The following is a 26,191-nucleotide window of genomic DNA, read 5'->3' on the forward strand; positions in this document are numbered from 1 at the left end:
TGCCCTCATGCGACGGCATCAACGGTTCAACAACCGCCCAGAACTCATCACTGATCACACCGGTTCGCAACACGCCAGCGATCGTCGCCGGTCAACACCCCAAACTTTGGGAGACACGCCCTAGTGCGGTGGCGACCGCTTCGGCGTCGACAACCACGGACGCGACGACGCACGAGATCATCTCGTGGATCAGGAGCATGGCACGGTTTGCTTGATCACACTCGGCGCGCGGATGTCATCGGGCGCGCCAGACGGCCCGGGAAGCATGGCGACGAAACGATGAGTATGGGCGGACAACCTGGGCTGCCCGGCCCTTTGATCTGCAGCCGGCACGAGTCCGGTACATAGCCAAACCGATTCGGTTTACGGAAGTCGTCGCGCTATACGACAGTAGGAACCTAACTGCGTCATATCTCTCCGGTCGCAGCGACAAGTTCATCTGGGGCAGCCATCGGACCCGTTGGGGGCCAGAGGGAACCCACGAGGCCGTCGGCACCCTGTTACCCACCTTCGGCCGTGATCGTTCTCGGGAATGGAATGTCATCGCGGACCAACTGGGTGGGGAAGCAGGGCGTGGTACCCGTGATGTGGGGCGCTCCGGGAAGTCCCGGCACACCAATATGTAGTTCGTAGCCGTCCGGCGAAAACCCGGAGCGGTTGGGCTTGTTGATCCCATCTCGCTCGACGACCCACCAGCCCCAACGCTTCCACACATCGCCAGTCATAGCGACGAGCTGGTCTGGATGAATTTCCGGCGGCGCTTTCAGATCGCCTAGCGCAGAGAACAGCTGGGTGGTGCTGTGGGGTTTGTCTTCGCACGGTGTATTACCGCCGGCTGTGCCGTAGCGGCTCGCGTCGAAAGTGACACCGTTCGGCAGCTCGTTGATCGTCTCTTTGAGGTAGCGCAGCACCGTGTCCTGGGCTTGTTGCTGGCTGGTTGGAATGACGGGGTGCAGTTGCCAGCCCGAAGGCGGCGGGGGTGCCGATGTCATGGTGGAACCTCCCAAAATAGTTGCCCCCGTGGGGACAGGGGGACCTAGCGGCCGTTCGGTGTGGCAGCCAACGGTCAGAAAGCCGAGCAGCGTAAGTGCGGTGAATCGCCCGAGCTGCGCAATGCCGCGCCGGTACTGGTTGCGCATATCTAGCCTCCTGCCGGATAGGGCACTGGCACGCCGGCGATCACCGCGCCGAGGTTGGCCAGTGACGGGGTGTTGGGATTCCAGTAGCTGCCGTGCGTGTGAAGGCCCGGCAAGAGCCCGCCCGGCCCTGTGCCGGCGCCACTTCCGGCCTGGAGATCACGTGCCCCGAAATCCGCGCCCATGGGGTTGGGGCCGAGGGTGTGGGAGGTGAAGATGTTGGCGGGGATGATCGGATCAGAGGGGTCAGTCATGGCATACACCGCGCCCCCAGGATTGATGTTCAGGTCGCTGGCATGGTTTACCAGCATGCCAGGGCTGGCGACCGCGATGACATTGTCGGCGGCCAGCTGATGACCGTCACTGACCGCGGCCCCGACCAGGGTGGTGCCGTAGCTGTGCCCGATCACGGTGTCGGTAGACGGCGCCCCGATGTGCGAGGCCCGCATCCCGTTTTCGAACGAGTCCAGGGCACCGGCCCCATGTTGGGCATAGCTGGGCCAGGGAGCCTGCAATGGCACCGACATCGGGCGGTCGTAGTCCATCCAGGTCGTCACCGATACATCCCCAGCTTGAAGATTGGGGTTGGCCGCCACAGCCGCACCGTGCATATCGGCAGCGCGTCTTGCGTTGTCGCCCATGGTGGTCAGGTCAGCCCCGGTGCCTGGGACAAAGACAGCATTGTGGCTGGCAGTGTCGGGGTTACCGATGGAAACGGCGGCGTGGCCTTGGTTATCGAGGTAGCTCAGGTAGCGCGGCGGTCCGTTGGGGTCAGCCTGCATTGCTTGTCGCACGTTGCGGTACCCGTCGAGGTTGTGCCTGGTCTCCTGCAGCTGAGAGTCGAGCATGCTCAGTTGGGACAAGGTGGACAGGTTGCCGCCCGGTGTCAGTGCGAGTTTGTCGCGGCTGGCTTGGAGACGGTCGACGTCAGCTTCGGCGTTGGCTATCAGTTCGGGCATGTGCCGCTCGTTGTAGCGACTCTTGTCCTCGAACGGCATCCCCGGGTGGTTACCGATGAAATGGTCTCGATCGTAGGCGGCGTCTTTTTGCTCCTGGCTCAATTGGTTCCACCACTGCGTGAACTGCTGCGGATCATCCGGCGGCAGCCCTGGGCCGAGGGTGTCGCGACCCACGCCGCCGTCGGCTCCCTCGTCGCCGAAGCTGAACTCGTGCAGACCCGCGGTGGCGGTGGTGAGCTGGCGGGCGATGTCGCCTTCGTTGGTGACCAGGTTCTGCACGCGGTACTGGATGAAGTCGTAGTGGTCTTGTGCTTCTTTCTCCCGCTCCACCTGCTCCGCGGAGGGGCTGTAGTACGTCCGGGTGTCGGTGACGGAGAAGAACTCGCCAACTGTGAAGTCGGCGCGCTCGGCCTCGTCGACGGCGTCGAGCACCGATCTTTTGTTAGCGGCCTGCGTATCGGCGCCGCGTTCGGCGATCCCCGCGGCATTCTCCGCCATGTCGGCCGGGCCGCGGATTTTGATCAGGTCGAGGTAGGCGCGGTCCTGGAAGGCTTCGGCGCCCGCGCCGGTCCAGTCGGTGCCTCCGGGGCGTAGGGAAGAGTTGTAGACCTCGGTGAACGCGGATTCCCAGCTGTGTCCGAGGTTTCTCCAGGTGGCGGCGTTAGTCCGCAGGTGATCCCAGGTGGCGGCGCGTAGCTCCGACAGCGTCGGAAAGGTCATCGCCGACTACCTCGGCGTCCTGACGCCGCCGGCTGCACCGCCGTCGCCACCGGAGCTGCGCGGGACAAGGGGGGTGAAGCCGGGCGGCAGGCCGGCCGCGCCGCCGTCGGTGCCCGAGGCGGCGGGCAGGTGCGAGCCCACGGCGGTAAGCCGCTGCGCAGCGTGGTCGTCCTGTGCCTGGTAGTTGCTCGCCGCCGTGGTCAGCTTTCCTCCGCTGGCGGCCATCCGGGATTTGCAGGCTGTGCCGGTCTTGCTCATTCCGGTGTTGACCTTGCTCGTGGCGGCTCCGGTGGTTTGCCACGCGGAGACAGTCACGGTGGGCAGAGCCGGTGCGACGGTGGCCGCGAGGGCTTCGCAACGCTGCGCCACGCTGCGCAGACCTTCGGGCGTGACCTTGAGCGTCGGGGCGGTCATGTGGGAACTGTATTTGAAGGACGCCATTCCCGCATACGTCCGGAGTCGCGTGCGAAGACGACGCTGTGGTGCTCGAATAGCTGTGGTGGTTCAGCCGAGAGGGCCAACTTGTTCGTTTCCCTCGACGAATACGCCTACTGCGTCGGAGGTGTTCGGGGCCTTCTCGCTGTAGTACATCGTGACGGCTTCGCCCAAACCGCTTGCGTCATAGAAGTACCTGTCGCCGGCGGCATTCATCACGACACATTGCACTCTTCAGCCCCCGGATTGGCTTACCGCTGGCAGTGTAGACACAACCGCGCCGGAAAGGCGCGCAGTCAGCTTTCGGCCGGCCCAGGACATCGGTCTTGGCCTCGGCCATCATCGCCGCCACCTTGGGAAATGTCGGCTCCAAGGTGTCGGCGACCTGGTCCCACTGAGCGGCGACCTCGGCCGGTTCGGTGTGGGCGAAGACCGTCTTGATCGCCGCAGTGACCGCCGGCGCGTGCTTGGCGGCCACCACGCCATGCAGATTGCGCATGAAATGCACCCGGCAGCGTTGCCACGATGATCCGGTGAACTGCTGAGCCACCGCAGCCTTGAGGCCGGCGTGGGCATCGGAGATCACCAGATGCACCCCAGTGAGCCCACGGGCCTTGAGGCTGGCCAAAAATTCGCGCCAGAACTCAAACGACTCGCTGTCGCCGACGGCGGTGCCCAGCACTTCGCGGGTGCCGTCGATGGAGACCCCAGTGGCCACCACCAGGGCCTGCGACACCACGTGCGCACCGACGCGGACCTTGCAGAAGGTGGCATCGCAGAACACGTAGGGGAACTGGGTGTGGGTCAGGCTGCGGGTGCGGAAAGCTTCGATTTCACGATCCAGGCCAGCGCAGATGCGCGACACCTCTGATTTGGACACCCCCGAGCCCACTCCCATCGCGGCGACGAGGTCATCGACGCTGCGCGTCGATACCCCGTGCACGTAGGCCTCCATGATCACCGCGTGCAACGCCTTGTCGATGCGGCGGCGCCGCTCCAGCAGGGACGGGAAGAACGACCCGGCACGCAGTTTAGGAATCTGTACCTCGACATCCCCGGCGGTGGTCGACACCGTTTTGGGGCGGTGCCCGTTGCGCTGCGTGGTCCGGCCCTGGGCTCGCTCGTAGCGGCCGGCGCCGATCGCCTCGGTGGCTTCGGCCTCGATCAGAGCCTGAAGCCCGGCCCGGATCAACTCGGCGAACATCGAACCGGCGTCAGCGGACTTCAGCGCATCGAGCTGAGCGAGCAGGGCAGAATGGTCGTGGGTCATCGCGTTGTGTGTCCTTTGCTTGAGTCACTTTGGTCGGTAACTCAATGACCACTACGCGATGACCCACCCCAAAGCCCTCAACGACACACCAAGAGCCCAACCGCCCCGGTCAGCCGCAGGCCGAAACCCCACCACACCAGGGGACTTAGCCGGGTCGGTCGCCGAGCAGTGGTTCGCCACCAAACAGCACCGTAAGCCGAAAACTGTTGCAGGCTACCGCTCGTTGCTTGACACCGTGGTGTTGCCGAAGTGGGAACGTGTGCCGCTGAAACGGCTTGACTACGAGTCCTATTCAACGTGGCTGGGGGCGCTGTCGGTCGACGGCGGGCAGCGGGGAAGCGGCCTGTCGGCAAGTCGGATCATCCAAGCGCATCAGTTGGTAGGCGCGGTCCTTAAGTACGCCCAACGAACCGGCAAGGTCGCGAAGAACGTCGCACTCGAGATCAAGCGGGATGAAGATCTTCCCGAACAAGCCGAGCGTGAGCGGCGCTACCTGAGCCATGCCGAGCTCCTGATGCTGGCCGAGGCCGCAGATCGTTTCGAGGCGCTGACGTTGGTGCTGGGCTATTGCGGCCTCCGGTTCGGGGAGGCAGTCGCACTGAGGCGCCGGCATGTGGGGGATCGGGTGCTGACGGTGCGCTCGTCCGCAACCGCGGTAACCGGTATGGGCATTGTGGAGTCGACGACCAAGACGAAGCGCGATCGCCACGTGCCGGTGCCGGAACCTGTCTGGAAGAAGCTCAAGGCTGAGTTGCCCGCCGATCCGAACGCGCTGGTGTTTCCCGGTCGGGAGGGCGGCTTCCTGCCGCTCGGTGAGTACCGCTGGGCATTCGACAACGCGTGCGCAGAGGTCGGCATCGAGGGGCTTGTGCCCCACGGCTTGAGGCACACCACGGCGTCACTGGCGATCAGCGCAGGCGCTAACGTCAAAGTCGTGCAGAGACTGCTAGGGCATGCAACGGCGGCCATGACGCTCGACCGTTATGGGCATCTGCTGAACGACGATTTGAGCGGTGTGGCAGATGCGCTGGGCAAGGCCATCAACAGTACTGCGGTATCACTGCGGTATTCGAAGCGTCAGAAGGGTCTGAGACAGCCTAGATAATGCCTTGACCTGCAACGCCCCCATAGCCCAATTGGCAGAGGCAGCGGACTTAAAATCCGCACAGTGTCGGTTCGAGTCCGACTGGGGGCACCGTGTCGGTCGCCCGCGTGACCGCCCCACACCCGCCGGCTAACTGATCGAAGGCAGCGGCACCCGGTCGCCCACTTCGCCGTTGGCATCACGCAGCGCCGGCGCGGCCAGCCCCTCGCGCAGCAGCCAGCGCGCCAGCTCGAGCGTCGCGGCGATCTCGTCATCGGTGATGCGCAGACCGTCGGGCTGCTGGCGCAGCGCGATCACCCCGTTCCAGGCGCCCCACAGGTAGTGCGTCAGCCGCAGCGAGTCGACCGGTCGGGCCTCACCGGCGGCGATGGCGTTGTCAATCTGCCCGGCGAACTGGTGAAGGAGGCGCCCGACTCGCTCGCGGATGCGTGCCTCGGTCTCGTTGTCCCCGGACAGCGGCTCGGCGCCGGGACTGCGGTAGGCCAGGAAATGGAAGGCGCCGGGATGGTCGAGGTGAAAGCGCAGGTAGGCATCGCCGCCGGCGAGCACCCGCTGCAGCGGGCTCAGCGACGGGTCATCGCTGCGCGCCATGTAGTCGGTGAACAGCTCGAGCGCGCGGTCCACCAGCTGCAGGTACAACCCGCGCTTGCCGTCGAAGTGGCCGTAGATGGAACCGACCGAGACGTCGGCCAGTTCCGCGATCTCCTCGATCCGGGCGCCGCCGTATCCGGCCCGGCCGAACACCACCTCGGCGGCGTCGAGGATCGCGGTCCGGGTGCGGGCCCGGCGCCGGTCGGCACGGGCCGCGCCCGGTCGGGGCGCGGTCGCAAGCGGGTCGGCGGACATCGACCCAGGATAGGCCACGTCCCGATTTTATAATGAAATTCACAAAATGAAGAGACTTACAAAATCTGGGTCGAGCTGGCATTCTGCTTCCCATGACTGAGCACACAGACGTGGTAATCGTCGGGAGCCGTTGCGCCGGTTCGGCCGCCGCCATCGCGCTCGCCCGCAGGGCCCGCTCCGTTGTTGCGCTCGACAGCGCCACCTTCCCGTCCGACACCTTGTCCACACACCTGTTCTTCACCCACCACTGGGCGGAGTTGGAGCGCCTCGGCGCCACCTCCCGCGTCCTCGAACTCGGCGCTCCGCTGCACACCAGCGCCGGCCTGGGTGCGCCCGGCGTCGAGTCGGTCGGTCCGTCGAGCACCTATGAGGGCTTCGCCGCCGGGGCGTGCATCCGCCGTCCGGGATTGGACTTCGCCTTGGTCGAGACCGCCCGCGCCGCCGGCGCCGAGGTACGCGAACACGTCCGGGTGACCGATCTGCTGCGCGATTCCGCCGGGCGGGTCACCGGGGTGCGCTACCGGCGGCGCACCGGGGAAACGGGCGAGATCACCGCGAAGCTGGTCATCGGCGCCGACGGCCGACGATCGACGGTCGCGCGACTGGTCGGTACCCGCGCGCACCACAGCTGGGACAACCAGCGCATGATGGCCTACGCCTACTACGAGGACGCCCATCCCGACCGCCGGCACGTGGCCATGCAGTGGCGCTACGACGACGACCTGGTGACGGTCTTCCCGTGCGACGGCGGTCAATTGGTGGCGCTGCAGATGCCACCGGTGCGGCGCGCAGACGAGTACCGCGCCGACCGGGTGGCGGCATACGAGGCGACCATCGACCGCATTCCGCCCTACGCCGAGCGGCTCCGCGGCTGTACCCGGGTCAGCAACGTCTTGGTCTCCTACAACCATCCGTCGTACTTCCGGCACTCCCACGGACCCGGGTGGGCGCTGGCCGGCGACGCCGGACACTTCAAGGATCCGGTTACCGCGCAAGGCATTCGCGATGCGCTGCGCTTCGGCCGGCTGCTCGGGGAAGCCGTCGCCCCCTGGCTGGACGAGCCCGACCAACTCGACCGGGCGGTGGCGCGCTGGGAGTTCGACAGGGACGCCCAGTGCCTGCCGATGTACCAATGGGCGAATTCGCTCGGCCGCGACGACACCGTCTCACCGATCGAGTTCGCCGCCTACCGGTGGTTCGCCGCCCGGGCCGGCGGGTTCACCCAGATCGCCGATGTCTTCAATCGAATCGCCTCACCGCAGAAGGTGTTCTCACCCGGCCGCCTGGTGCGCTGGACCGCCGCGGCCGTCCGCGACCCCGGCGTCGACAACGACGAATTGTGGCGCACCCTGCGCCGCGATCTGCGCCGCGAGCTCGAGCGCATGGCCGAGCAACGGATGTTCGCCCGCCGACGGAAGGCGTCAGCGCGCCAACCCCTGACGCCGCCGTCATCGACCGAGAAAGAAGTCGTGGACGCTGCGCCGGGACCGCGGTCTGCGTAGCGCCGCGGGCTCGGGGCGTGCCGGGGCGCGGTCCATACCTGCCCGCCGGGCGTTTTGCAAGGGCCTGTGACCAGAACTGGCGAATTAATTCGCTAAGATTTCTTAGCGTTTTATTCAATACGAATTGCGATGCAGATCACAAGTTAGCCCAGCCCCGGAGAATACCTGCATAGCCTATGCAACCAGGCTTGCTAACTTGCCCCGACCAGCGGGTTCGTCGGCCGGTACCCGGTACTGGTGGGATTTAATCTGCGACGTCTATCACAAAGACTGCGACATTTTCCATTCACTTCGAATTCAACGCTACGATCGACCGAGCACCCCGTCCTGGCACCCCGGTCGTAGATGACCGCGCCGCTGCGGCAGCTACGAGGGCGTGTGGCGCTAAGACGATACGAGCAGTGATCGATGGGAGCGATGTGGACGACGTGGTGGCTTACGGATCAACCAGCCCGAGAACGCGCATCGTCGACACCGTGACGGTGGATCGGGGCCCGATCGGCGGCCTCGCGGTCACCGCGGACGGCGCCCGACTGCTGGCCACCAACTACGGCGACGACACCGTCTCGGTCATCGACACCGCCAGCGCCACCGTCGTAGCCACCGTGTTCCACGCTGACGAGCCGTTCTCGGTCGCCGTCGGCCCCGCCGGCACCGCCCGGGCGTACGTCACCGCCGGTTCGATGGCGCTGGACGCCGTGCTCGCGATCGACGTCGACTCCGCCGAGGTCACCGGCTGCTATCCGGTGGCCATGGGCATCGGCGAGGTGGTCGCCGACCCGATGGGCAGCCGCGTCTACGCCACCCGTGCCGGTTCCGCCGGCATCGAGGTACTGGCGCTCGATGCGACCATGCGCCCCGCCGGCGTCGTCCAGGTGTCCGCCAGTCCCGCGGCCGCCGCGGCATGCCTGCGAATCAGCCCCGACGGCCGGCGGCTGTACGTGGCGGTCCGGCAACCCACCGGGGACACCGTCACGGTGCTGGACCGCGAACTGAACGTCATCGACACCATCAAGGTCGACGCGACCGTCGTCGACGTCGCCGTCAGCCCGGGCGGTTCCCGGCTGTTCGTGGCGACCTGCGGTGCTGATGGCCGCGGGGCGGTCCATGTGGTCGATGCCCGCACCCACGCCGTCGGCGCCGGCTTCGTCGTCGACACCCAGCTCATCCAGATGTTCCTGAGCCGTGACGGCGAGCGCGCCTACCTGGTCACCGCGGCGGGTGTCCTGGTGATGTGCGCCCGCACCAACGAGGCCCTCGGAACGCTGGTCGCGACCACGGCGCCGTCGTGCGCGGTGGAGAGCCCGGACGGCAGCCGCCTGTACATCGCCGGCTTCGACGGCGCGGTGACCGTCGCCTCGCTGGCCGACCTGCCGGCGCCGTCGGCGTCGCTGCACGAGCAGCTTGCGCTCGACGACGCGGTCAGCCGGATGCTTCAACTCGAACCCGCTCTGTAGCCAGCGCTCCACGGTCCGCGTCGGCATGGTCGAATATGTCGATGCGCAGCACCATGCAGAACTGGCCGTTGACGGTCGGTGCCATCCTTCAGCACGCCACCGGTGTTCACGGCGCCCGCACCGTGACGACCATGACCGACGACGGATTTCGCACCACCACCTACCGTGAGCTGGGCGGTCAGGCCGCCCGGCTGGCCAATGCCCTGCGACGGCTCGGTATCACCGGCGACGAGCGGGTGGCCACCTTCATGTGGAACAACACCGAACATCTGGCCGCCTACCTGGCGGTGCCGTCGATGGGTGCGGTGCTGCACACGCTCAACATCCGGCTGTTCGCCGACCAGATCGTCTACGTCGCCAACGAGGCCGAGGACCGGGTGGTGCTGGTCGACGTGTCACTGGCCGGGCTGCTGGCGCCGGTGCTGGCGCAACTGGACACGGTGCACACCGTGATCGCGGTCGGTGAGGGTGACACCGCAGCGCTGGAGGCCTCCGGCAAGACCGTGCTGCGCTACGCCGACGTGCTGGCCGCCGAGGCGCAAGCGTTCGACTGGCCGGTCATCGACGAGAACTCGGCGGCCGCCATGTGCTACACCAGCGGCACCACCGGCAACCCCAAGGGCGTGGTGTACAGCCACCGTTCCAGCTACCTGCACACCATGGCGGGCTGCACCACCAACGGCGTCGGGGTCGGCTCGGGCGACTGTGTGCTGCCGATCGTGCCGATGTTTCACGCCAACGCCTGGGGGCTGCCCTATTCGACGCTGATGGCGGGCGCTGATCTGGCGATGCCCGACCGGCACCTGGACGCCGCGTCGCTGGTCGCCCTCATCGAGGCGCAACGCCCCACGGTGGCCGGCGCGGTGCCGACGATCTGGAACGACGTCATGCATTACCTGGATCGTGAACCCGGCCATGACATCTCGTCGCTGCGGCTGGTGGCGTGCGGCGGTTCGGCGGTCCCGGTGTCGCTGATGCGCGCGTTCGAAGAGCGCTACGGCGTGCAGGTCCGGCAACTGTGGGGCATGACCGAGACCTCGCCGCTGGCGACCATGGCCTGGCCGCCGCCCGGTACTCCGCCCGAGCAGTACTGGGCGCTGCGCGGGACCCAGGGGCAGCCGGTGTGCGGCGTGCAGGCCCGCATCGTCGACGACGAGGGCGCGGTGCTGCCCAACGACGGTGAAGCGGTCGGCGAGCTGGAGGTGCGCGGCCCGTGGATCACCGGCGCCTACTACCGCGGCCAGGACGAGTCCAAGTTCTCCTCCGGCTGGCTGCGCACCGGCGACGTCGGGCGTATCGACGCACAGGGCTTCGTCACCCTGACCGACCGGGCCAAGGACGTGATCAAGTCCGGTGGGGAGTGGATCTCCTCGGTGGAGCTGGAGAACGAATTGATCGGCCACCCGGATGTGGTCGAAGCCGCCGTCGTCGGGGTGCCCGACGAGCGTTGGCAGGAACGGCCGCTGGCCGTCGTGGTGCCGCGGGGCGGCGCCTCGGTGAGCGCCGCCGAACTTCGAACGTTCCTGTCGGACAAGGTCGCTCGCTGGTGGCTGCCGGAGCGCTGGACGTTCGTCGAGGAGATTCCGCGCACCAGCGTCGGCAAGTACGACAAGAAGACCATCCGAGCCCGATACTCCGACGAGCAATACCAGGTGAGTGAGGTGCGTGACTGATGAGTCTGCGCGTTATCCAGTGGGCGACCGGCTCGGTCGGCGTGGCCGCGATCAAGGGGGTACTCGAGCACCCCGACCTCGAGCTGGCCGGCTGCTGGGTGCATTCGAAAGCCAAGAGCGGCAAGGACGTCGGCGAGATCATCGGGACAGAACCGCTGGGGGTGACGGCCACCGACAGTATCGAGGAGATCGTGGCGCTCGATGCCGACGCGGTGATCTACGCGCCGCTGCTGCCCAACCCCGACGAGGTCGCCACGCTGCTGCGTTCCGGCAAGAACGTCGTCACCCCGGTCGGCTGGTTCTACCCGTCCGAGAAGGAGGTGGGACCGTTGGAGGCTGCGGCGCGCGAAGGTGGCGTGACCCTGCACGGCGCCGGTATCGGGCCGGGCGCGGCCTTCGAGTTGTTCCCGCTGCTGCTGTCGGTGATGTCCACCGGCGTGACATTCATTCGCGGCGAAGAGTATTCGGACCTGCGCACGTACGACGCGCCGGATGTGCTGCGCCATGTGATGGGATTCGGCGGCACCCCGGATCAGGCGTTGAGCGGCCCGATGCAGAAGCTGCTCGACGGCGGGTTCCGACAATCGGTACGGCTGTGCGTGGACCGGTTGGGCTTCGCCGCCGACGAGCAGATCCGATCCACGCAGGAGGTGGCGGTGGCCACCGCACCGATCGACTCCCCGATCGGTTCCATCGAACCCGGTCAGGTGGCCGGGCGCCGGTTCCACTGGGAAGCCACCGTCGGCGACGAGGTGGTGGCCCGTGTCACGGTCAACTGGCAGATGGGCCAGGAGAACCTCGACCCGCCATGGACTTTCGGCCCGGCGGGGGAGCGCTACGAGATGGAGGTGCGGGGAAACCCCGACACGTTCGTCACCGTCAAGGGCTGGCAGCCCGAGACCGTCGAGGAGGGTCTGATCAGCAACCCCGGTGTCGTGGCGACCGCGGCGCACTGCGTCAACGCCATCCCGGCGACCTGTGCGGCCCCGGCCGGGTTCGCCGGGTTCTTCGATCTGCCGCTGATCACCGGCCGCGCCGCCCCGCGACTGGCGCGCTGAACGCTAACCTCGAACAATGGCCTACGCAGTCGAACAATCCCGCGTGATAGCTGTGGACGTCCGGGAGGCGTTCGACCGTACGTTGTCGCAGCCTCTGCCCCAGCTGTTCCGGCACTGGTACGGGCCGATTCCCCCGATCAAGGAGGTGCTGGGCCAGACCGGGGCATGGGAAGCGGTTGGCCAGACCCGGGTCGTGCGATTGGCCGGCGGCGGCGGCATGACCGAGGAGCTGATCAGCGTCGACCCACCACGGTCGTTCGGTTACCGGCTCACCGAGGTCAAAGGCCCGTTGGCGCCGCTGGTTCGGTTCGTCGAGGGCCGCTGGCAATTCACCCCGACCGCAGCGGGCACCACGGTCACCTGGCGGTGGGTCATCCACCCGAGATCCGCGCTGGCCACACCCGCGATGCCGGTGTTCGGCAGGCTGTGGAAGGGCTACGCCCGGCGGGCCCTGGCCGAACTGGCGACCCTGCTGGGGGCCTGAGCACCCATGTGCCGCCTGTTCGGATCGCATGAGGCTCAACACCCGTGGCCGTGACAGGAAAGCGAGCCCTGGTACTGGCCGGCGGGGGAGTGGCGGGCATCGCCTGGGAGACCGGCGTGCTGCGCGGCATCGCCGACGAGTCGCCGGCCACCGCGGCCACGCTGCTGGCATCCGACGTGCTGGTCGGGACCTCGGCGGGTTCAGCGGTCAGTGCACAGGTCGGCAGCGGCACCGGCCTCGATGAGCTGTTCGCCCGTCAGGTGGCCGACTCCTCGCCCGAACTCGACCCCGGGGTGGGCGTCGAGGGGATCGCCGAGCTGTTTCTCGCGGCGATGACCGAACCGAACACCTCGGCGGAGCAGAAGATGCAGCGCATCGGCGCGGTGGCGCTGGCCACCCGGACCGTTCCCGCCCCGGTGCGCCGGCAGGTCATCGCGCACCGGCTGCCCTCGCATCGCTGGCCCGACCGCTGCCTGCGGATTACCGCGATCGACATCGACACCGGCGAGCTGATGGTGTTCGACCGGGACTCGGGCGTCGAGCTCGTCGACGCGGTGGCGGCCAGTTGCGCGGTCCCCGGGGTCTGGCCGCCGGTCGAGATCGGCGGACGCCGCTACATGGACGGCGGGATGCGTAGCTCGATCAACCTCGACGTCGCCGCCGACTGCGACGTGGCCGTCGTGCTGGTGCCGTCCGGGGAATCGGCGCCGTCGCCGTTCAGCGCCGGCGCGGCCGCCGAGATCAAGGGGTTCGGCGGGCGGGCCTGCGCGGTGTTCGCCGACGGTGCGGCGTTGCGCGCCTTCGGCGCTAACCCGCTGGATCCGGCCTGCCGGATACCGTCGGCGCGGGCGGGACGCGCCCAGGGCCGCCGGCACGCCGCAGCGATAGCCGAATTCCTTTCCGGCACGGGCTAAGAAGGCTTCGCGGTGTCCAGCGCGTGTGCCGTGAGTTCGCGCCCCACCTGGATCAACTCCGCGGCCCGGTGGAAATCCAGGCTGCGGCAGGCGGTGCGGGGCACTTCGATCAGCAGATCCGGTGGGTTGGACGCCAGCTGATGGCGGGTCAGCGCCGCCTGGGCGATGTCGATGGTGCGGTTCATCACCTCGAAGCTGCCGAGTTTGGGCACTCCGGGGCCGCCGGAGGGGGAGTCGGTGGCCTCCTCGATGTCCTCGGTGTCGTGCTCGGATTCGCCGCTGCTGAACCGGTCCAGAATCGCCCGCGCGGTGGGCCGATCCAGCAGCGAACGCGCCCCGCTGGTGTCCAGCAGCGCCGAGGTGCTGCGCAACATGCGATTGAGCCGCCCGGCCGGTGCGCCGCGCTCGGAATCGTCGGCGGGCCCGGCGGTGGTCGGATCGCCGCCGTTGAGGCTCACCGCCAGCGTCAGGTCGGCGTTGACGGCGCACAGCGGCGCCATCGGCAGCGGGTCGAGGATGCCTCCGTCGGCGAGCAGCCGCCCGTCGACCTCGTGCGGCGCGATCACCCCCGGGATGGCGATCGAGGCGCGGATCGCCGTGTCGACCGGACCTCGCTGCAGCCACACCGAGCGGCCCGCGATCAGGTCGGTGGCGACGGCGGTGTAGGGGATCGGTAGCTGCTCGATGTCGATGTCGCCCAGAATGTCGCGGACGACATCGAGAATCTTTCCGGCCCGCAGTACACCGGCCGCGGTGAACGACGGGTCCAGTAGCCGCAACACCGCGCCCTGCGTCAGCGACTTGGCCCACTCGGCGAACTCGTCGAGTCGCCCGGCCGCCTGAAGGCCGCCGACAAGCGCCCCCATCGACGACCCGGAGATCCCGACGATGTGGTACCCGCGTTCGAGCAGCTCGTGAATCACCCCGATGTGGGCGTAACCGCGCGCACTGCCGCTGCCCAGGACCACCGACACCCGCGGTCCAGTTGTAGAGGCCATGCCCCCCATTCTGCGGCCAACCCCGGCCCGGGCTTTCGATCACCGTGATTGCAACCGCACTTCCGCCGAGAATCGGCAGGTCACCGCGGGTTTCCCGGCGGCTTCCGGGGTGCAGTCCGCGCTGCGGGTGCTGCGGGGACGAGGCAGCCGGCACGACCCACCACCTAGCATTGCCGTCGTGATGGAGCACGTCGGATTCCAGGGTTGTTGTTGCCGCAGCTGAACGCTGCCGCCGACCCCTGTCTCGAATCCACCCCATCCGTTCTGGAGTTTTCACCATGGTTATCGCTGATCCCGTCGCGTTGCGGCGCCCGGCCTCCCGGCCCCGCTCGCTGCGCCTGCCCGACCTCCTGCAGACCACCGACCTGGCCGCCGACGCGGTGCTCAACGGTCACTACGAACACCTGCTGCCCGCATCCGGGCTGCCCACCGACAGTCGCTGGTTCACCCGGATCCACGGCGACGAGCGACTCGACATCTGGCTGATCAGCTGGGTACCCGGACACGCCACCGAACTGCACGACCACGGCGACTCGCTCGGCGCGTTGACGGTGCTGTCGGGCGCATTGGACGAATTCCATTGGGATGGAACTGGGTTGGCCCGGCGGCGGCTCGAGGCCGGCGACCAGGCCGCGTTCTCGCAGGGCTGGGTGCATGACGTCGTCTGGGCGCCGTCACGCCCCGGCCCGACGCTGAGCGTGCACGCCTACTCGCCGCCGCTGGTGGAGATGTCCTACTACGACGTCAGCGCCGACAACACGCTGCGCCGGCAACGTACCGAAATCACCGAACACCCGGAGGCCTCGTGACCACGACGCAGCTGACCAGCCGTATCGACGGGATGCTCGCCGCGGCGCGGGCACGGCTGAACCGGCTGACCGCCGACGAGGTGCCCGCGGCGCTGCGCGACGGCGCGATCCTGGTCGACATCCGGCCGGCCGCCCAGCGGGAGCACGAGGGCCAGGTGCCCGCCGCCCTGGTCATCGAGCGCAACGTGCTGGAGTGGCGCTGCGACCCGACCAGTGAGGCCCGGCTGCCGCAGGCGGTCGACGACGACGTGCAGTGGGTGATCCTGTGCTCGGAGGGCTACACCTCGAGTCTGGCCGCGGCGGCGTTGGTGGACCTGGGTTTGCACCGCGCGACCGATGTCATCGGCGGTTACCACGCACTGGCCGCCGCCGGGGTGCTGGTGGAGCCGAAGGGATCACACGTCCGCGTGCAGCAGCGGTCGGAGCCGCTCGGTTTTGTCCACGGTCCACGCCGCTGGATGTAATATCGCCGCCCAGGCGTCGGCGACGTCGGCGACATAGTGGTGACCGTGGCCGTCCGGTACGTCGACCGCCACCGCCATATCGGCCGAGACCTGCAGAAACGTCACGATCGGTTTCCACTGCACCTGCGGCAGGACGTCGTAGCCGCGCGGCTCGGATAGCCAGTCCGGTTTGTGGAACAAAAGATTCGGGTTCCACCAGGCGATCGGGTCGGAGGCGTGCTGTAGGTACACCACGCGCGGCGTGGCCCAGGGATCGTCCGGGCGCGCCAGGTCCTCCCGGCGGGCAGCGAACCGCGCGTAGCGCCCGTCGTCGTAGACCGGCAGCCATTGCGGCGAGCCGGGATCGCGGTTGACGGTCAGGTCTTTCCAGATGGTGTTCTGAAACGTCGGCCCGGAGAACAGCGCTCCGTCGGTGCGCGCCAGTACATTGTTGAGGTTCATGAACGGTGCCTCGCCGCCGAACGAGCCGAGGCTCTCGCCGAACACCACCAACTTGGGCCGTCGGGCCTCCGGGATCGCCCGTATCTGTTTGTCGACCGCTTCGAACAGGGCCTGTCCGGCCTGGCGGGCGTTCTCCTTGTCGACCAGGAAGGACAGCCAGCTGGGCAAAAACGAATACTGCATGCTCACGATCGCGGTGTTGCCGTTGAACATGTACTCCAACGCGGACGCCTCCGCCTCGTTGATCCAGCCGGTGCCGGTCGTGGTCGCCACCGCCACCACGGCGCGGTTCAGCCCGCCGGTGCGGGCCAGTTCCGCCGCGGCCAGTTCGGCGGTCGCCATGATCCCGTCAGCGGAATTCAGTCCGGCGTACGCGCGGATCGGCTCGATGGCCGGTGTTCCGTTGAACGCGGTGAGTTGCGCGACGTTCGGTCCGCCGGCCACGAAGTTACGGCCCTGATGACCCAGCGACTCCCAGGACGCCAATGACTGCGGCCCGCCGGAACGCAGCGGAGTCGGCGGGGCGGCCTGATCGGGGTCCAACTCGGTATTGACTCGGGCGAAGGTGTCGTTGAGCGTGCGCATAGCGAACTTGACCACCACGCCGTTGAGCAATGCGATGGTCAGGCCCAACAGCAGGGCCACCGTCACCACCACCGAAACACGCCGCGGCGCAACGCGATTGATCTGACGTGCCAGTGCGCGGCCCACCATGCGGACCACCTGCCCGATCTCCACCAGGACGAACAACGTGAGCACCGCCAGCCCGCCCGCCATCGGGAAGCAGTACCAGGCCAGCTGCGGAACATCCATCAGCGAGCGCAGCTGCCGCTGCCAGTGGTAGACGCGGACGATCATCACCAGGTGGGTGACCACGGCGGTCGGGATCAGCACGGCCCAAGCCCAGCCCGGCGCCGGCGGGCTGCTGTCCGCGGACCGCATGTAGCGCACCAGCCACACGATGAGCACCCCGAGGCCGTAACCGGCGGCGCCGGATGCGCCGCTGACCAGACCTTGGAACAGTGGCCCGCGGGGCAGCAGCGACGGCGTCATCGACAACCAGATGAACACCAGGCCCATCGCGGTACCGGTGTAGGTGTAATGCCGTATCCACCAAGGCCGTTCGGCCGATGCGGGCATGGGATCAGCGGTGGGTGAAGTTTGGTGCGCGTTTTTCGGTGAAGGCTTTCATGCCTTCGGTCTGGTCGTCGGTGGCGAATGCCGAGTAAAACAGTCGGCGTTCGTAGAGCAGGCCTTCGGCCAGGGTGGATTCGAAGGCCCGGTTGACGGCTTCTTTGGCCATCCGGGCTGCCGACAGGCTCATTCCCGCGATGGTGGCGGCGACCTTGCCGGCTTCGACCAGCAGGTCCTCTGCTGGCACCACCCGCGAGACCAGTCCGGCGCGTTCGGCCTCGGCGGCATCAATGGTGCGTCCGGTCAGGATCAGATCCATCGCCTTGGCCTTACCGATCGCCCGGGTCAGCCGTTGCGAGCCGCCCATGCCCGGCAGCACACCGAGTTTGATCTCGGGCTGACCGAACTTCGCGGTGTCGGCGGCGATCAGCACATCGCACATCATCGCCAGCTCACAGCCACCGCCCAGGGCGTGCCCGGCGACCGCGGCGATGGTCGGGGTGCGCACCGCGGCCAACTTCGACCAGGCGGCGAAGAAGTCCGCGGCGAACACCTCAGCGAAACTCAAGTCCGCCATCTCCTTGATGTCCGCGCCCGCGGCGAACGCCTTGGCGCTGCCGGTGATGACGATCGCACCGATCCCCGGATCGGCATCGAATTCCGCAGCAGCGGTGGTGACTTCGTGCATCACCTGACTGTTGAGCGCATTGAGTGCCTGCGGCCGGTTCAAGGTGATCGTTGCGACGCGTCCATCACGGTCGACGAGGATGGTCTCATAGCTCATGGGGTGCTCCTTAAAAAACGAGGTCGGGCTCGGCGGGGGCGAAATAGGTCTCGATGTCGGTGGTGCTCACCTCGGCCACAGTCGCCGGTGACCACTGCGGGTTGCGGTCTTTGTCGACCAACTGGGCGCGGATGCCCTCCACCAAATCATGCGAGCGCAGCGAGGCGCACGACACCCGGAACTCCTGAACCAGAACATCTTCCAGGGTCGCCAACTTGGCCGCCCGGCGCACCGATTCCAGCGTCACCGCACACGCAATCGGCGAACGGGTACCGATCAACTCCGCCGCAGCGCTAGCACCCGGACTGCCATGACCGGCCAACGCCGCCACAATGTCAGCGACCGTATCGTGGGCGTAACACTCGTCGATCCAGTCGCGTTGCGCGGCAAGCGGGCTCGGCGGCGGTTCCGCCGCGTAACGCCCCAATGCCTCAGCGACCCCGTCGGCGACGATCGCCGCGGTGAAATCACCCAACACGGTATGCGGCACGAAATGGTCGGCGAAACCCAACGCGATGGCATCGGCGCCGGAAAACGGTGCACCGGTCAGCGCCGCGTGCAGACCCAGATGGCCCGGGGCCCGCGACAGCAGATACGTGCCCCCGACATCGGGAATGAACCCGATCCCCACCTCGGGCATCGCCATCTTCGTGGTATCGGTGACCACCCGGGTGTTGGCGTGCGCACCGACCCCCACACCACCACCCATCACGATGCCATCCATCAACGACACATACGGCTTGGCGAACTCACCGATCTGCGCGTTGAGCAGATACTCGTCATGCCAGAAACGCCGCGCATCCACACCATCGGCTTTGGCGCTGTGATAGATCGCGACCACATCCCCACCAGCGCACAACCCGCGCTCACCAGCACCCGACAACACCACCGCACCCACCGCCGGATCATCAGCCCACGCCGACAGCGCCGCGGCCATCGCCGTCACCATCGGCAGATTCAAGGAGTTGATCACCTGCGGCCGATTCAGGGTCAACAACCCCACCCCGTCCTCGACGCGGGCCAGTACCTCGTCAGATTCACCAGTCACGTCTTCGCAATGTAGATCCCTACCCCCGGTCGCCGATCCGCGGGTAAGGTTTGGCGGAAGAACGGCCCGCAGTCTGTTGGGGAACCCCGGCGGGTCGCGGAACGTTGATCAAGGTGTTCGCACATTTTCGTGGCAGGGCACAAGACAGCATCAGAAAGGATCGGGAAGGTGCGGGAAACCAGCAACCCGGTATTTCGTTCATTGCCCAAACAGGGCGGTTATGCCCAGTTCGGAACCGGCTTCGGGCAGGCCACGGCCGGGGCGGCCCAGCAGATGAGCCAGGGTTATCCGGGCCTGCAGAGCCCGCAGACCGATTACCGGCGGGAGGTCAGCCGCCCGCTCACCATCGACGACGTCGTCACCAAGACCGGCATCACGCTGGGGGTGCTCAGCGTCGCCGCGATCGTGTCCTTCTTCCTGGTGTCGGCCAATCAGGCGCTGGCCGGTCCGCTGACCTTCATCGGCGCGTTCGGTGGGCTGGCGCTGGTCATGGTGGCCATGTTCACCCGCAAGCAGGACAACAAGGCACTGGTGCTCAGCTACGCCGCGTTGGAGGGCATGTTCCTGGGTGCCATCTCGTGGGTGTTGACGGCGTTCACGGTGGGGACCGGCAACGCCGGCTCGATGATCGGCCAGGCCGTGATGGGCACCCTCGGGGTGTTCGGCGGCATGCTGGTGGTCTACAAGACCGGCGCCATCCGGGTCACGCCCAAGTTCACTCGGATGCTCGTCGCCGGCATGTTCGGTGTGCTGGCCCTGATGATCGGCAACCTGGTGCTGTCGCTGTTCGGTGTCGGCGGGGGTGAGGGCCTGGGCCTGCGCAGTGGCGGGACCCTGTCGATCATCTTCTCGCTGGTGTGCATCGGCATCGCCGCGTTCAGCTTCCTGATCGACTTCGACGCGGCGGATCAGCTGATTCGCGCCGGGGCGCCGGAGAAGGCGGCCTGGGGTATCGCACTGGGCCTGACTGTCACGCTGGTGTGGCTGTACCTGGAGATCCTGCGTCTGCTCAGCTACTTCCAGAGCGAGTAGCGACCAGCTAGCTTTCCCCGTTGACTCTGCGCTGAGGGAGTGAAAGTGCGAGTAGCACCCGCCCTCAGCGCAGAGTCATTTTTTGTGTCGGTGGCCCCGGGCAGCATGCCGACATGGGACAACCTTTCATCGGTAGCGAAGCGTTAGCTGCTGGAACTGTGAGCCGCCATGAGCTGCGCCGTTTCCACACCGCAGTCCTGCCGAACGTCTACCAGGAAAAGCGCGCCGAACCCACGCTCCTGAACCGGACGCAGGCCGCCTGGCTGTGGTCGCAGCGCCAGGCGGTGGTTTCCGGCTTATCGGCGTCCGCGCTGCACGGGGCGAAGTGGATCGACGACGACGCGACCGTCGAACTGATCTGGCGTAACGCGCGCGCCCCGCACGGGGTCAAGACCCGTGCCGACCTCATCCTGGACGGCGAATCCCAGTACCTCGCCGGCGTCGTCGCCACCACTCCCGAGCGCACCGCCTTCGACCTGGGCCGACGCGGCCCGTTGCGTCAGGCAGTCGCCAGACTTGACGCACTGGCCAACGCCACGCATTTCAAGATCGACGATGTGGCTCAACTGGCGTCGCGGCATCGTCACACCCGAGGGCTGCGCCAGCTGGAAGCCGCCCTGTACCTCGTCGACGCCGGCGCGCAGTCACCGAAAGAGACCTGGCTGCGGCTGCTGCTCAGCGACGCCGGGTTTCCCCGGCCGACGACCCAGATCCCGGTCCTCGGCGAAGACGGCTATCCGAAATACTTCCTCGACATGGGTTGGCAGGACATCATGCTGGCGGTCGAATACGACGGCGATCAACATCGGACCGATCGGCTGCAGTACGTCAAAGATGTGGAGCGGCTGGAGTACATCCAGACCGCGGGCTGGACCCACATCCGGGTGCTTGCCGAACACCGGGGCTATGACGTGGTCCGCCGCGTCAGGGGAGCCTGGGATGCCCTAAAACGACGTTGACTCTGCGCCCAGGGCGGCGGTTACTCGAACTTTCCCGCCCTGAGCGCAGAGTCAACGAAATGGAACTAGGACAGGCGCTCGACCACCATGGCCATGCCCTGGCCGCCGCCCACACACATGGTCTCCACGCCGAACGTCTTGTCGTGGGTGGCCAGGTTGTTCAGCAGGGTGGCGGTGATGCGGGCGCCGGTCATGCCGAACGGGTGACCGAGGGCGATCGCCCCGCCGGACACGTTCAGCTTGTCTTCGTCGATACCGAGCTCTCGGGCCGAGCCCAGCACCTGCACGGCGAACGCCTCGTTGATCTCGAACAGGTCGATGTCCGAGATCGACATTTTGGCTCCTGCCAGCGCCTTCTTGACCGCCTCGATCGGGCCGAGGCCCATGATCTCCGGCGACAGACCCGACACCCCGGTTGCCACGATGCGAGCCAGCGGCGTGAGGCCCAGCTGCTTGGCCTTGGTGTCGCTGGTGATGATCACCGCGGCCGCGCCGTCGTTCAGCGGGCAGGCGTTACCGGCGGTCACCGTGCCATTGGGACGGAACACCGGCTGCAGCTGGCTGATCTTCTCGTAGGTGGTGCCGGCGCGCGGGCCGTCGTCGGTGCTCACCACGGTGCCGTCGGGCAGGGTGACCGGGGAGATCTCGCGGGCGAAGAACCCGCTGTTGATGGCCTCCTCGGCGCGGTTCTGGCTGCGCACGCCCCAGTGGTCCTGGTCTTCGCGGCTGATCCCGGTGTGCAGCACGACGTTCTCGGCGGTCTGGCCCATCGCGATGTAGACGTCGGGCAGGTCGCCGTCGGCGCGCGGGTCGTGCCATTCCTCGGCGCCCAAGGCGGCCGCCTCGCTGCGGGCCATGGCGTCGCTGAACAACGGATTCTTGCTGTTCGGGGCACCGTCAGCGGCGCCGATACCGAATTGCGACACGGTCTCCACCCCGGCGGAGATGAACGCGTCCCCCTCGCCGGCCTTGATCGCGTGGAACGCCATCCGGGTGGTCTGCAGCGATGACGAGCAGTACCGGTTCACCGTGGTGCCCGGCAGGAAGTCGTAGCCGAGCAGCACCGAGACCACGCGGGCGATGTTGTAACCGGCAGCGCCGCCCGGCTGGCCGCAGCCCATCATCAGGTCGTCGATCTGGTGCGGGTTCAGCTCGGGCACCTTGTCCAGGGCGGCGCGCACCATCTGGGCGGCCAGGTCATCGGGCCGCATGGTGACCAGCGATCCCTTACCGGCCCGGCCGATCGGCGAACGAGCAGTTGAGACAATGACGGCTTCGGGCACTTCGGACTCCTTGAGATCGGGTATTCAGCCGAATCTAGTCCGACGGAACCACCGCGGGTGAATCGGCCTCGTCCAGCGCGGCGCACAGCGCCGGGATCACCTGGCTCGCCGCCAGCGCATACCCCGCGGCAGACGGGTGGTACTGGTCCTGGGCGAACAGTAACCCGGGGGATTCGCGAAACGCGGGCGCGCAGAAGTCGGCGAATGGGACGGCGACGCCGCCGGCGGCCCGGACCGCTTGGGCCTGGGCGCGGGCCAGCTGCCGCGCCCGGGCGTGCGCGACCCAGCGCAGCGGCTGGGGTATCACACTGACCGCGCCGAAATCGGGGCAGGTTCCGACGACCACGGCGGCACCGCCGGCGCGCAGCCGCTTCACCGCCGTGTACAGCCGCTGCGCCGAGCCGGCGATGCCGTTGAGCGCGGTGACGTCGTTCGCGCCGATCATGATCACCGCTGCGTCCGGTGGCGGCCCCGCGACGAACATCGCGTCGACCTGCCCGGCGAGCCCCTTGGAGGTGGCGCCCACGATCGCCTTGGTGCTCAGGCGGACACGCTTGCCGGTCCGCTCCGCCAGCGCCCTGGCGATCAGCGCGCCGGGGACCTCCTCGGCTGAGCGGCAGCCGTAGCCCGTCCCGGTCGAGTCACCGAAGATCATCAGGTGCAGGTCGACGTCCATGCCGCGCTGAAAGCGCTGCACCGCGGCCTCGCCGGCGACGTACACCCCGTCGGCGCGGGGCGGGATGTCGCACGCCCGGGGGATGGTTTGGCGGGCCATGTCGGCCTGGCCGGCCAGCAGATTGCGAAGACCCAGGTAGAGGGTGCCGCCGGAGGCGAGCGCGCCCGCAGTGGCCAGCGTGATCGCCGACCGTCGCGCCACCCGGATCCCCATGCGGCAAGTCTAAGGAGCGAGTCCGCCGACCGTCCGCGTGCAGCAAACAAAATAGATCACGATGTGGACCCGAAGCCGTATCGGAACGAATCCTAAGATTTCTTCACAGACTCCTTCGTGTGACGATAGGTCTTACCGCGTTGGCTGTGCCGGCCGGGGCCGGCTGGAGGGAGTGTGCACCATGACCGCGCCCAGCAAAATTCCCAGCTTGCCGCGTACATTCAGCCCGCTGCGCCCGGGACTGCGCACCCGCCGCATCGCCCGCAACGACGGGCTGCCGGTGGAGGTCGTCGAGGAAGCGCCCAGCGTCGAGGGACGGCTGACATGGCTGGCGACGCGGATGACCGTCCGGCCGGCGCTCGCGGTAGGCAGCTACCTTCCGCGGATGCCGTGGCCGTTCGGTCTCGTCGACTTCGCCGCGAAGGCGGTGCTGCCGGCACCGGGCACGGTGCGCGCGAACATCCGCCTTCCGCACTGCACGGCGCAGCTGGTGCGTGCCGCCGGCGTCCTGCCCGCCGACGGCACCCGCCGGGTCGTGCTGTACATGCACGGCGGCGCCTTTCTGACCTGCGGAGCCAACACTCACGGCCGGCTTGTCACCAAGCTGTCGAAGTACGCCGACAGTCCGGTGCTGGTGGTGGAGTACCGGATGGTGCCCAGACACTCCATCGACGATGCGATCGACGACTGTTACGACGCCTACTGCTGGCTGCGCCGCCAGGGCTACGGACCCGACCAGATCGTGCTGGCGGGCGACTCCGCCGGCGGCTACCTGTCGCTGGCGCTGGCCGAGCGACTGCTGGACGAGGGCGGGGAAGACGCGGTGCCGGCGGCGATCGTCGCGATGTCGCCGTTGCTGGAGATCGCCAAGGAGGCCAAGAAGGCGCACCCGAACATCCACACCGGTGCGATGTTCCCGCCCAAGGCGTTCGACGCGTTCGTCGAACTGGTCGAAGCGGCGGCCCGCCGCGACCGCAAACACGGTCGGCGCGGCGAGGTCCTCGAGCCGCTGCAATACGTCAAGCCGGGACTTCCGCGCACGCTGATCCACGTCTCCGGCGCCGAGGTGCTGCTGCATGACGCGCGGCTGGGCGCCGAGGCGCTGGCCGCAGCGGGCGTCCCGGTCGAACTGCGGGTCTGGCCCGGCCAGATCCACGTCTTCCAGATCGCCGCGCCGTTCGTGCCGGAGGCCACCCGCTCGCTGCGCCAGATCGGCGAGTACATCCGCGAGGCCACCGGTTAGGCCAGGCCGTGGCCTGGTGAACCGGACCGCCTGAGACGATGGCAGGCATGCGGATAGCGCGCCATATCAGTGACCTCATCGGCAACACCCCCCTTGTCGAACTCAGTTCGGTCGTCCCCGCCGGCGCGGGCCGGGTGGTGGCCAAGATCGAGTACCTCAACCCCGGCGCGAGCTCCAAGGACCGCATCGCGGTCAAGATGATCGACGCGGCCGAGGCCAGCGGGGCCCTCAAGCCCGGGGGCACCATCGTCGAACCCACCTCCGGCAACACCGGCGTCGGCCTGGCGCTGGTCGCCCAGCGCCGCGGCTACAAGTGCGTGTTCGTCTGCCCGGACAAGGTCAGCGAAGACAAGCAGAACGTGTTGCGGGCCTACGGCGCCGAGGTGGTGGTGTGCCCCACGGCGGTGCCGCCCGATGACCCGGCCAGCTACTACAGCGTGTCCAACCGGCTGGTTGAAGAGATCGAGGGCGCCTGGAAGCCCGACCAGTACTCCAACCCGGCCGGCCCGGAGAGTCACTACGAGACCACCGGCCCGGAGATCTGGTCCGACACCGACGGCCAGGTCACCCATTTCGTCGCCGGGATCGGCACCGGCGGCACCATCACCGGCACCGGCCGCTACCTCAAGGAGGTGTCGGAGGGCCGGGTGCAGATCATCGGCGCCGACCCGGAAGGCTCGGTGTACTCCGGCGGAACCGGCCGGCCGTATCTGGTGGAAGGCGTCGGCGAGGACTTCTGGCCGGCCGCCTACGACCCGGACATCCCCGACGAGATCATCGCGGTGTCCGACGCGGACTCCTTCGAGATGACCCGGCGGCTGGCCCGCGAGGAAGCGCTGCTGGTCGGCGGGTCCTGCGGCATGGCCGTGGTGGCGGCCGTGGAAGCGGCCGTCAAAGCCGGGCCCGAGGCGCTCATCGTCGTCCTGCTGCCCGACGGCGGTCGCGGCTACATGTCGAAGATCTTCAGCGACGCCTGGATGTCGTCCTACGGATTCCTGCGCTCCCGGCTGGACGGCTCGACCGTGCAACCCACCGTCGGCGATGTGCTGCGGGCGAAGTCCGGGGTGCTGCCGGACCTGGTGCACACCCACCCGTCGGAGACCCTGCGCGACGCCATCGGGATCCTGCGGGAGTACGGGGTGTCGCAGATGCCCGTCGTCGGCGCCGAGCCGCCGGTGGTGGCCGGCGAGGTGGCCGGCAGCGTGTCCGAGCGCGACCTGCTCTCGGCCGTCTTCGAGGGCCGCGCCAAACTGGCCGACGCCGTGTCACAGCACATGGGCCCGCCGTTGCCGCTGATCGGCTCGGGCGAGGTGGTCGGCGTCGCTGCGACCGCGCTGGCCGAGGTGGACGCGGTGATGGTGGTAGAGGACGGCAAGCCGGTCGGTGTCATCACCCGCCACGACCTGTTGGGTTTTCTGTCCGACGGGCCGCGTCGCAGGTAGTCACGACCAGGGGCCCCTTGCGGTAGCGTGAAAATCCGCATCAAGATTCGATGAAGGGTGCCCATGACTGACATTCCGCCGCCGGGTAACAACCCGCCTCCACCGC

The 26,191-nt window shown here is 67.7% G+C and carries 24 protein-coding genes, 1 tRNA gene and 1 pseudogene; 15 read left to right on the forward strand and 11 right to left on the reverse strand.

Translation table 11 applies throughout. The annotated features are described in order from the left end of the window. Positions 1-215, forward strand: a 215-nt coding sequence (locus BST28_RS24450) for a hypothetical protein (protein WP_207570166.1), incomplete at its 5' end; no start/stop codon positions are given. Between the two features lie 285 nt (positions 216-500). On the opposite strand, the gene BST28_RS23835 is transcribed toward BST28_RS24450, so the two are convergent. The 4 genes and pseudogenes from BST28_RS23835 to BST28_RS21090 form a co-directional block, all read right to left on the reverse strand. Continuing rightward, positions 501-1,139 (reverse strand): hypothetical protein, encoded by a 639-nt coding sequence (locus tag BST28_RS23835; RefSeq protein WP_131813871.1) that lies wholly within the window; start codon positions 1,137-1,139, stop codon positions 501-503. Positions 1,140-1,141: 2 nt separating this feature from the next. Beyond that, positions 1,142-2,815, reverse strand: a complete 1,674-nt coding sequence (locus BST28_RS21080) for an alpha/beta hydrolase (RefSeq protein ID WP_065289387.1) — start codon at positions 2,813-2,815, stop codon at positions 1,142-1,144. A 6-nt stretch (positions 2,816-2,821) separates the two neighbouring features. Next, positions 2,822-3,229 (reverse strand): type VII secretion target, encoded by a 408-nt coding sequence (locus tag BST28_RS21085; RefSeq protein WP_109510994.1) that lies wholly within the window; start codon positions 3,227-3,229, stop codon positions 2,822-2,824. A gap of 334 nt (positions 3,230-3,563) precedes the next feature. Then, positions 3,564-4,520 (reverse strand): annotated as a pseudogene (locus BST28_RS21090) (IS256 family transposase); the annotation flags it as partial. A gap of 223 nt (positions 4,521-4,743) precedes the next feature. On the opposite strand from BST28_RS21090, the gene BST28_RS21095 reads away from it, so the two are divergent. Continuing rightward, positions 4,744-5,625: a tyrosine-type recombinase/integrase gene (locus tag BST28_RS21095; RefSeq protein ID WP_234808363.1), complete on the forward strand. Its 882-nt coding sequence runs from the start codon at positions 4,744-4,746 to the stop codon at positions 5,623-5,625. Between the two features lie 16 nt (positions 5,626-5,641). Then, positions 5,642-5,715: transfer RNA gene (locus tag BST28_RS21100), tRNA-Leu, on the forward strand. A 39-nt stretch (positions 5,716-5,754) separates the two neighbouring features. Here the strand turns inward: BST28_RS21100 and BST28_RS21105 are convergent. After that, positions 5,755-6,471, reverse strand: a complete 717-nt coding sequence (locus tag BST28_RS21105) for a TetR/AcrR family transcriptional regulator (protein ID WP_065289385.1) — start codon at positions 6,469-6,471, stop codon at positions 5,755-5,757. Between the two features lie 92 nt (positions 6,472-6,563). Here BST28_RS21105 and BST28_RS21110 point away from each other — a divergent pair, with 92 nt between their 5' ends. The 6 genes from BST28_RS21110 (at position 6,564) to BST28_RS21135 (ending at position 13,559) form a co-directional block, all read left to right on the forward strand. Further along, a complete protein-coding gene (locus BST28_RS21110; RefSeq protein WP_083082892.1) occupies positions 6,564-7,973 on the forward strand; it encodes an NAD(P)/FAD-dependent oxidoreductase in 1,410 nt (469 codons plus the stop codon). 401 nt (positions 7,974-8,374) lie between these two features. Next, the gene (locus BST28_RS21115; RefSeq protein ID WP_234808364.1) at positions 8,375-9,430 is read left to right on the forward strand and encodes a YncE family protein; all 1,056 of its coding nucleotides are present in this window, start codon (positions 8,375-8,377) and stop codon (positions 9,428-9,430) included. Positions 9,431-9,471: 41 nt separating this feature from the next. Continuing rightward, entirely contained in the window at positions 9,472-11,103 is a 1,632-nt protein-coding gene (locus tag BST28_RS21120; RefSeq protein WP_083082902.1) for a long-chain fatty acid--CoA ligase, read from the forward strand. Continuing rightward, positions 11,103-12,161 carry an NAD(P)H-dependent amine dehydrogenase family protein gene (locus BST28_RS21125; RefSeq protein WP_019734854.1) on the forward strand — a complete coding sequence of 353 codons (1,059 nt, stop codon included), beginning with the start codon at positions 11,103-11,105 and terminating at the stop codon, positions 12,159-12,161. Before BST28_RS21120 ends, BST28_RS21125 begins: the two co-directional genes overlap by 1 nt. A gap of 16 nt (positions 12,162-12,177) precedes the next feature. Next, complete coding sequence (locus tag BST28_RS21130; protein WP_043334496.1) at positions 12,178-12,645, forward strand: SRPBCC family protein; 468 nt, start codon at positions 12,178-12,180, stop codon at positions 12,643-12,645. Positions 12,646-12,695: 50 nt separating this feature from the next. Beyond that, positions 12,696-13,559, forward strand: coding sequence for a patatin-like phospholipase family protein (locus tag BST28_RS21135; RefSeq protein WP_029248743.1), 864 nt, complete (start codon positions 12,696-12,698; stop codon positions 13,557-13,559). Here BST28_RS21135 and BST28_RS21140 read toward each other — a convergent pair. Further along, positions 13,556-14,557: a patatin-like phospholipase family protein gene (locus BST28_RS21140; RefSeq protein WP_083082894.1), complete on the reverse strand. Its 1,002-nt coding sequence runs from the start codon at positions 14,555-14,557 to the stop codon at positions 13,556-13,558. The two genes, BST28_RS21135 and BST28_RS21140, sit on opposite strands and share 4 nt — an antisense overlap. 278 nt (positions 14,558-14,835) lie before the next feature. Between BST28_RS21140 and BST28_RS21145 the strand changes: the two genes are divergently transcribed. Beyond that, positions 14,836-15,366, forward strand: a complete 531-nt coding sequence (locus BST28_RS21145; protein ID WP_019734858.1) for a cysteine dioxygenase — start codon at positions 14,836-14,838, stop codon at positions 15,364-15,366. Between the two features lie 32 nt (positions 15,367-15,398). After that, positions 15,399-15,830 carry a rhodanese-like domain-containing protein gene (locus BST28_RS21150; protein WP_170306824.1) on the forward strand — a complete coding sequence of 144 codons (432 nt, stop codon included), beginning with the start codon at positions 15,399-15,401 and terminating at the stop codon, positions 15,828-15,830. Here the strand turns inward: BST28_RS21150 and BST28_RS21155 are convergent. From BST28_RS21155 to BST28_RS21165, 3 genes are read right to left on the reverse strand one after another with little or no spacing between them, the layout of a single operon-like run. Then, on the reverse strand, positions 15,762-17,411 hold the full coding sequence (locus BST28_RS21155) for an alpha/beta hydrolase (protein ID WP_019734860.1): 1,650 nt from the start codon (positions 17,409-17,411) through the stop codon (positions 15,762-15,764). The two genes, BST28_RS21150 and BST28_RS21155, sit on opposite strands and share 69 nt — an antisense overlap. 4 nt (positions 17,412-17,415) lie before the next feature. Continuing rightward, positions 17,416-18,189 carry an enoyl-CoA hydratase gene (locus BST28_RS21160; protein ID WP_083082896.1) on the reverse strand — a complete coding sequence of 258 codons (774 nt, stop codon included), beginning with the start codon at positions 18,187-18,189 and terminating at the stop codon, positions 17,416-17,418. A gap of 10 nt (positions 18,190-18,199) precedes the next feature. Continuing rightward, the gene (locus BST28_RS21165; protein ID WP_065289380.1) at positions 18,200-19,237 is read right to left on the reverse strand and encodes an enoyl-CoA hydratase/isomerase family protein; all 1,038 of its coding nucleotides are present in this window, start codon (positions 19,235-19,237) and stop codon (positions 18,200-18,202) included. Positions 19,238-19,405: 168 nt separating this feature from the next. Here BST28_RS21165 and BST28_RS21170 point away from each other — a divergent pair, with 168 nt between their 5' ends. Next, positions 19,406-20,269: a Bax inhibitor-1/YccA family protein gene (locus BST28_RS21170; protein WP_019734863.1), complete on the forward strand. Its 864-nt coding sequence runs from the start codon at positions 19,406-19,408 to the stop codon at positions 20,267-20,269. Positions 20,270-20,382: 113 nt separating this feature from the next. After that, the gene (locus BST28_RS21175; RefSeq protein ID WP_019734864.1) at positions 20,383-21,228 is read left to right on the forward strand and encodes a hypothetical protein; all 846 of its coding nucleotides are present in this window, start codon (positions 20,383-20,385) and stop codon (positions 21,226-21,228) included. Positions 21,229-21,293: 65 nt separating this feature from the next. Here BST28_RS21175 and BST28_RS21180 read toward each other — a convergent pair whose 3' ends face one another. Next, positions 21,294-22,511: an acetyl-CoA C-acetyltransferase gene (locus tag BST28_RS21180; RefSeq protein WP_083082899.1), complete on the reverse strand. Its 1,218-nt coding sequence runs from the start codon at positions 22,509-22,511 to the stop codon at positions 21,294-21,296. Between the two features lie 34 nt (positions 22,512-22,545). Next, entirely contained in the window at positions 22,546-23,400 is an 855-nt protein-coding gene (locus BST28_RS21185; RefSeq protein ID WP_019734866.1) for an SGNH/GDSL hydrolase family protein, read from the reverse strand. A gap of 181 nt (positions 23,401-23,581) precedes the next feature. Between BST28_RS21185 and BST28_RS21190 the strand changes: the two genes are divergently transcribed. After that, the gene (locus BST28_RS21190; RefSeq protein ID WP_083082905.1) at positions 23,582-24,643 is read left to right on the forward strand and encodes an alpha/beta hydrolase fold domain-containing protein; all 1,062 of its coding nucleotides are present in this window, start codon (positions 23,582-23,584) and stop codon (positions 24,641-24,643) included. Between the two features lie 47 nt (positions 24,644-24,690). Next, positions 24,691-26,085, forward strand: coding sequence for a cystathionine beta-synthase (locus BST28_RS21195; protein WP_019736192.1), 1,395 nt, complete (start codon positions 24,691-24,693; stop codon positions 26,083-26,085). Positions 26,086-26,191: the final 106 nt, after the last annotated feature.

Source organism: Mycolicibacter kumamotonensis, assembly GCF_002086285.1.
Taxonomy (GTDB): Bacteria; Actinomycetota; Actinomycetes; order Mycobacteriales; family Mycobacteriaceae; genus Mycobacterium; species Mycobacterium kumamotonense.

Excerpts from the sequence above, each read along its gene's own strand:
- BST28_RS21175 (WP_019734864.1), top strand. The coding sequence starts at position 20,383 with ATGGGACAACCTTTCATCGGTAGCGAAGCGTTAGCTGCTGGAACTGTG.
- BST28_RS21125 (WP_019734854.1), top strand. The coding sequence starts at position 11,103 with ATGAGTCTGCGCGTTATCCAGTGGGCGACCGGCTCGGTCGGCGTGGCC.
- BST28_RS21145 (WP_019734858.1), top strand. The coding sequence starts at position 14,836 with ATGGTTATCGCTGATCCCGTCGCGTTGCGGCGCCCGGCCTCCCGGCCC.
- BST28_RS21120 (WP_083082902.1), top strand. The coding sequence starts at position 9,472 with ATGCGCAGCACCATGCAGAACTGGCCGTTGACGGTCGGTGCCATCCTT.
- BST28_RS21105 (WP_065289385.1), bottom strand. The coding sequence starts at position 6,471 with ATGTCCGCCGACCCGCTTGCGACCGCGCCCCGACCGGGCGCGGCCCGT.
- BST28_RS21190 (WP_083082905.1), top strand. The coding sequence starts at position 23,582 with ATGACCGCGCCCAGCAAAATTCCCAGCTTGCCGCGTACATTCAGCCCG.
- BST28_RS21185 (WP_019734866.1), bottom strand. The coding sequence starts at position 23,400 with ATGGGGATCCGGGTGGCGCGACGGTCGGCGATCACGCTGGCCACTGCG.
- BST28_RS21130 (WP_043334496.1), top strand. The coding sequence starts at position 12,178 with ATGGCCTACGCAGTCGAACAATCCCGCGTGATAGCTGTGGACGTCCGG.
- BST28_RS21110 (WP_083082892.1), top strand. The coding sequence starts at position 6,564 with ATGACTGAGCACACAGACGTGGTAATCGTCGGGAGCCGTTGCGCCGGT.
- BST28_RS23835 (WP_131813871.1), bottom strand. The coding sequence starts at position 1,139 with ATGCGCAACCAGTACCGGCGCGGCATTGCGCAGCTCGGGCGATTCACC.
- BST28_RS21150 (WP_170306824.1), top strand. The coding sequence starts at position 15,399 with ATGCTCGCCGCGGCGCGGGCACGGCTGAACCGGCTGACCGCCGACGAG.
- BST28_RS21085 (WP_109510994.1), bottom strand. The coding sequence starts at position 3,229 with ATGACCGCCCCGACGCTCAAGGTCACGCCCGAAGGTCTGCGCAGCGTG.
- BST28_RS21140 (WP_083082894.1), bottom strand. The coding sequence starts at position 14,557 with ATGGCCTCTACAACTGGACCGCGGGTGTCGGTGGTCCTGGGCAGCGGC.
- BST28_RS21080 (WP_065289387.1), bottom strand. The coding sequence starts at position 2,815 with ATGACCTTTCCGACGCTGTCGGAGCTACGCGCCGCCACCTGGGATCAC.
- BST28_RS21160 (WP_083082896.1), bottom strand. The coding sequence starts at position 18,189 with ATGAGCTATGAGACCATCCTCGTCGACCGTGATGGACGCGTCGCAACG.
- BST28_RS21155 (WP_019734860.1), bottom strand. The coding sequence starts at position 17,411 with ATGCCCGCATCGGCCGAACGGCCTTGGTGGATACGGCATTACACCTAC.
- BST28_RS21195 (WP_019736192.1), top strand. The coding sequence starts at position 24,691 with ATGCGGATAGCGCGCCATATCAGTGACCTCATCGGCAACACCCCCCTT.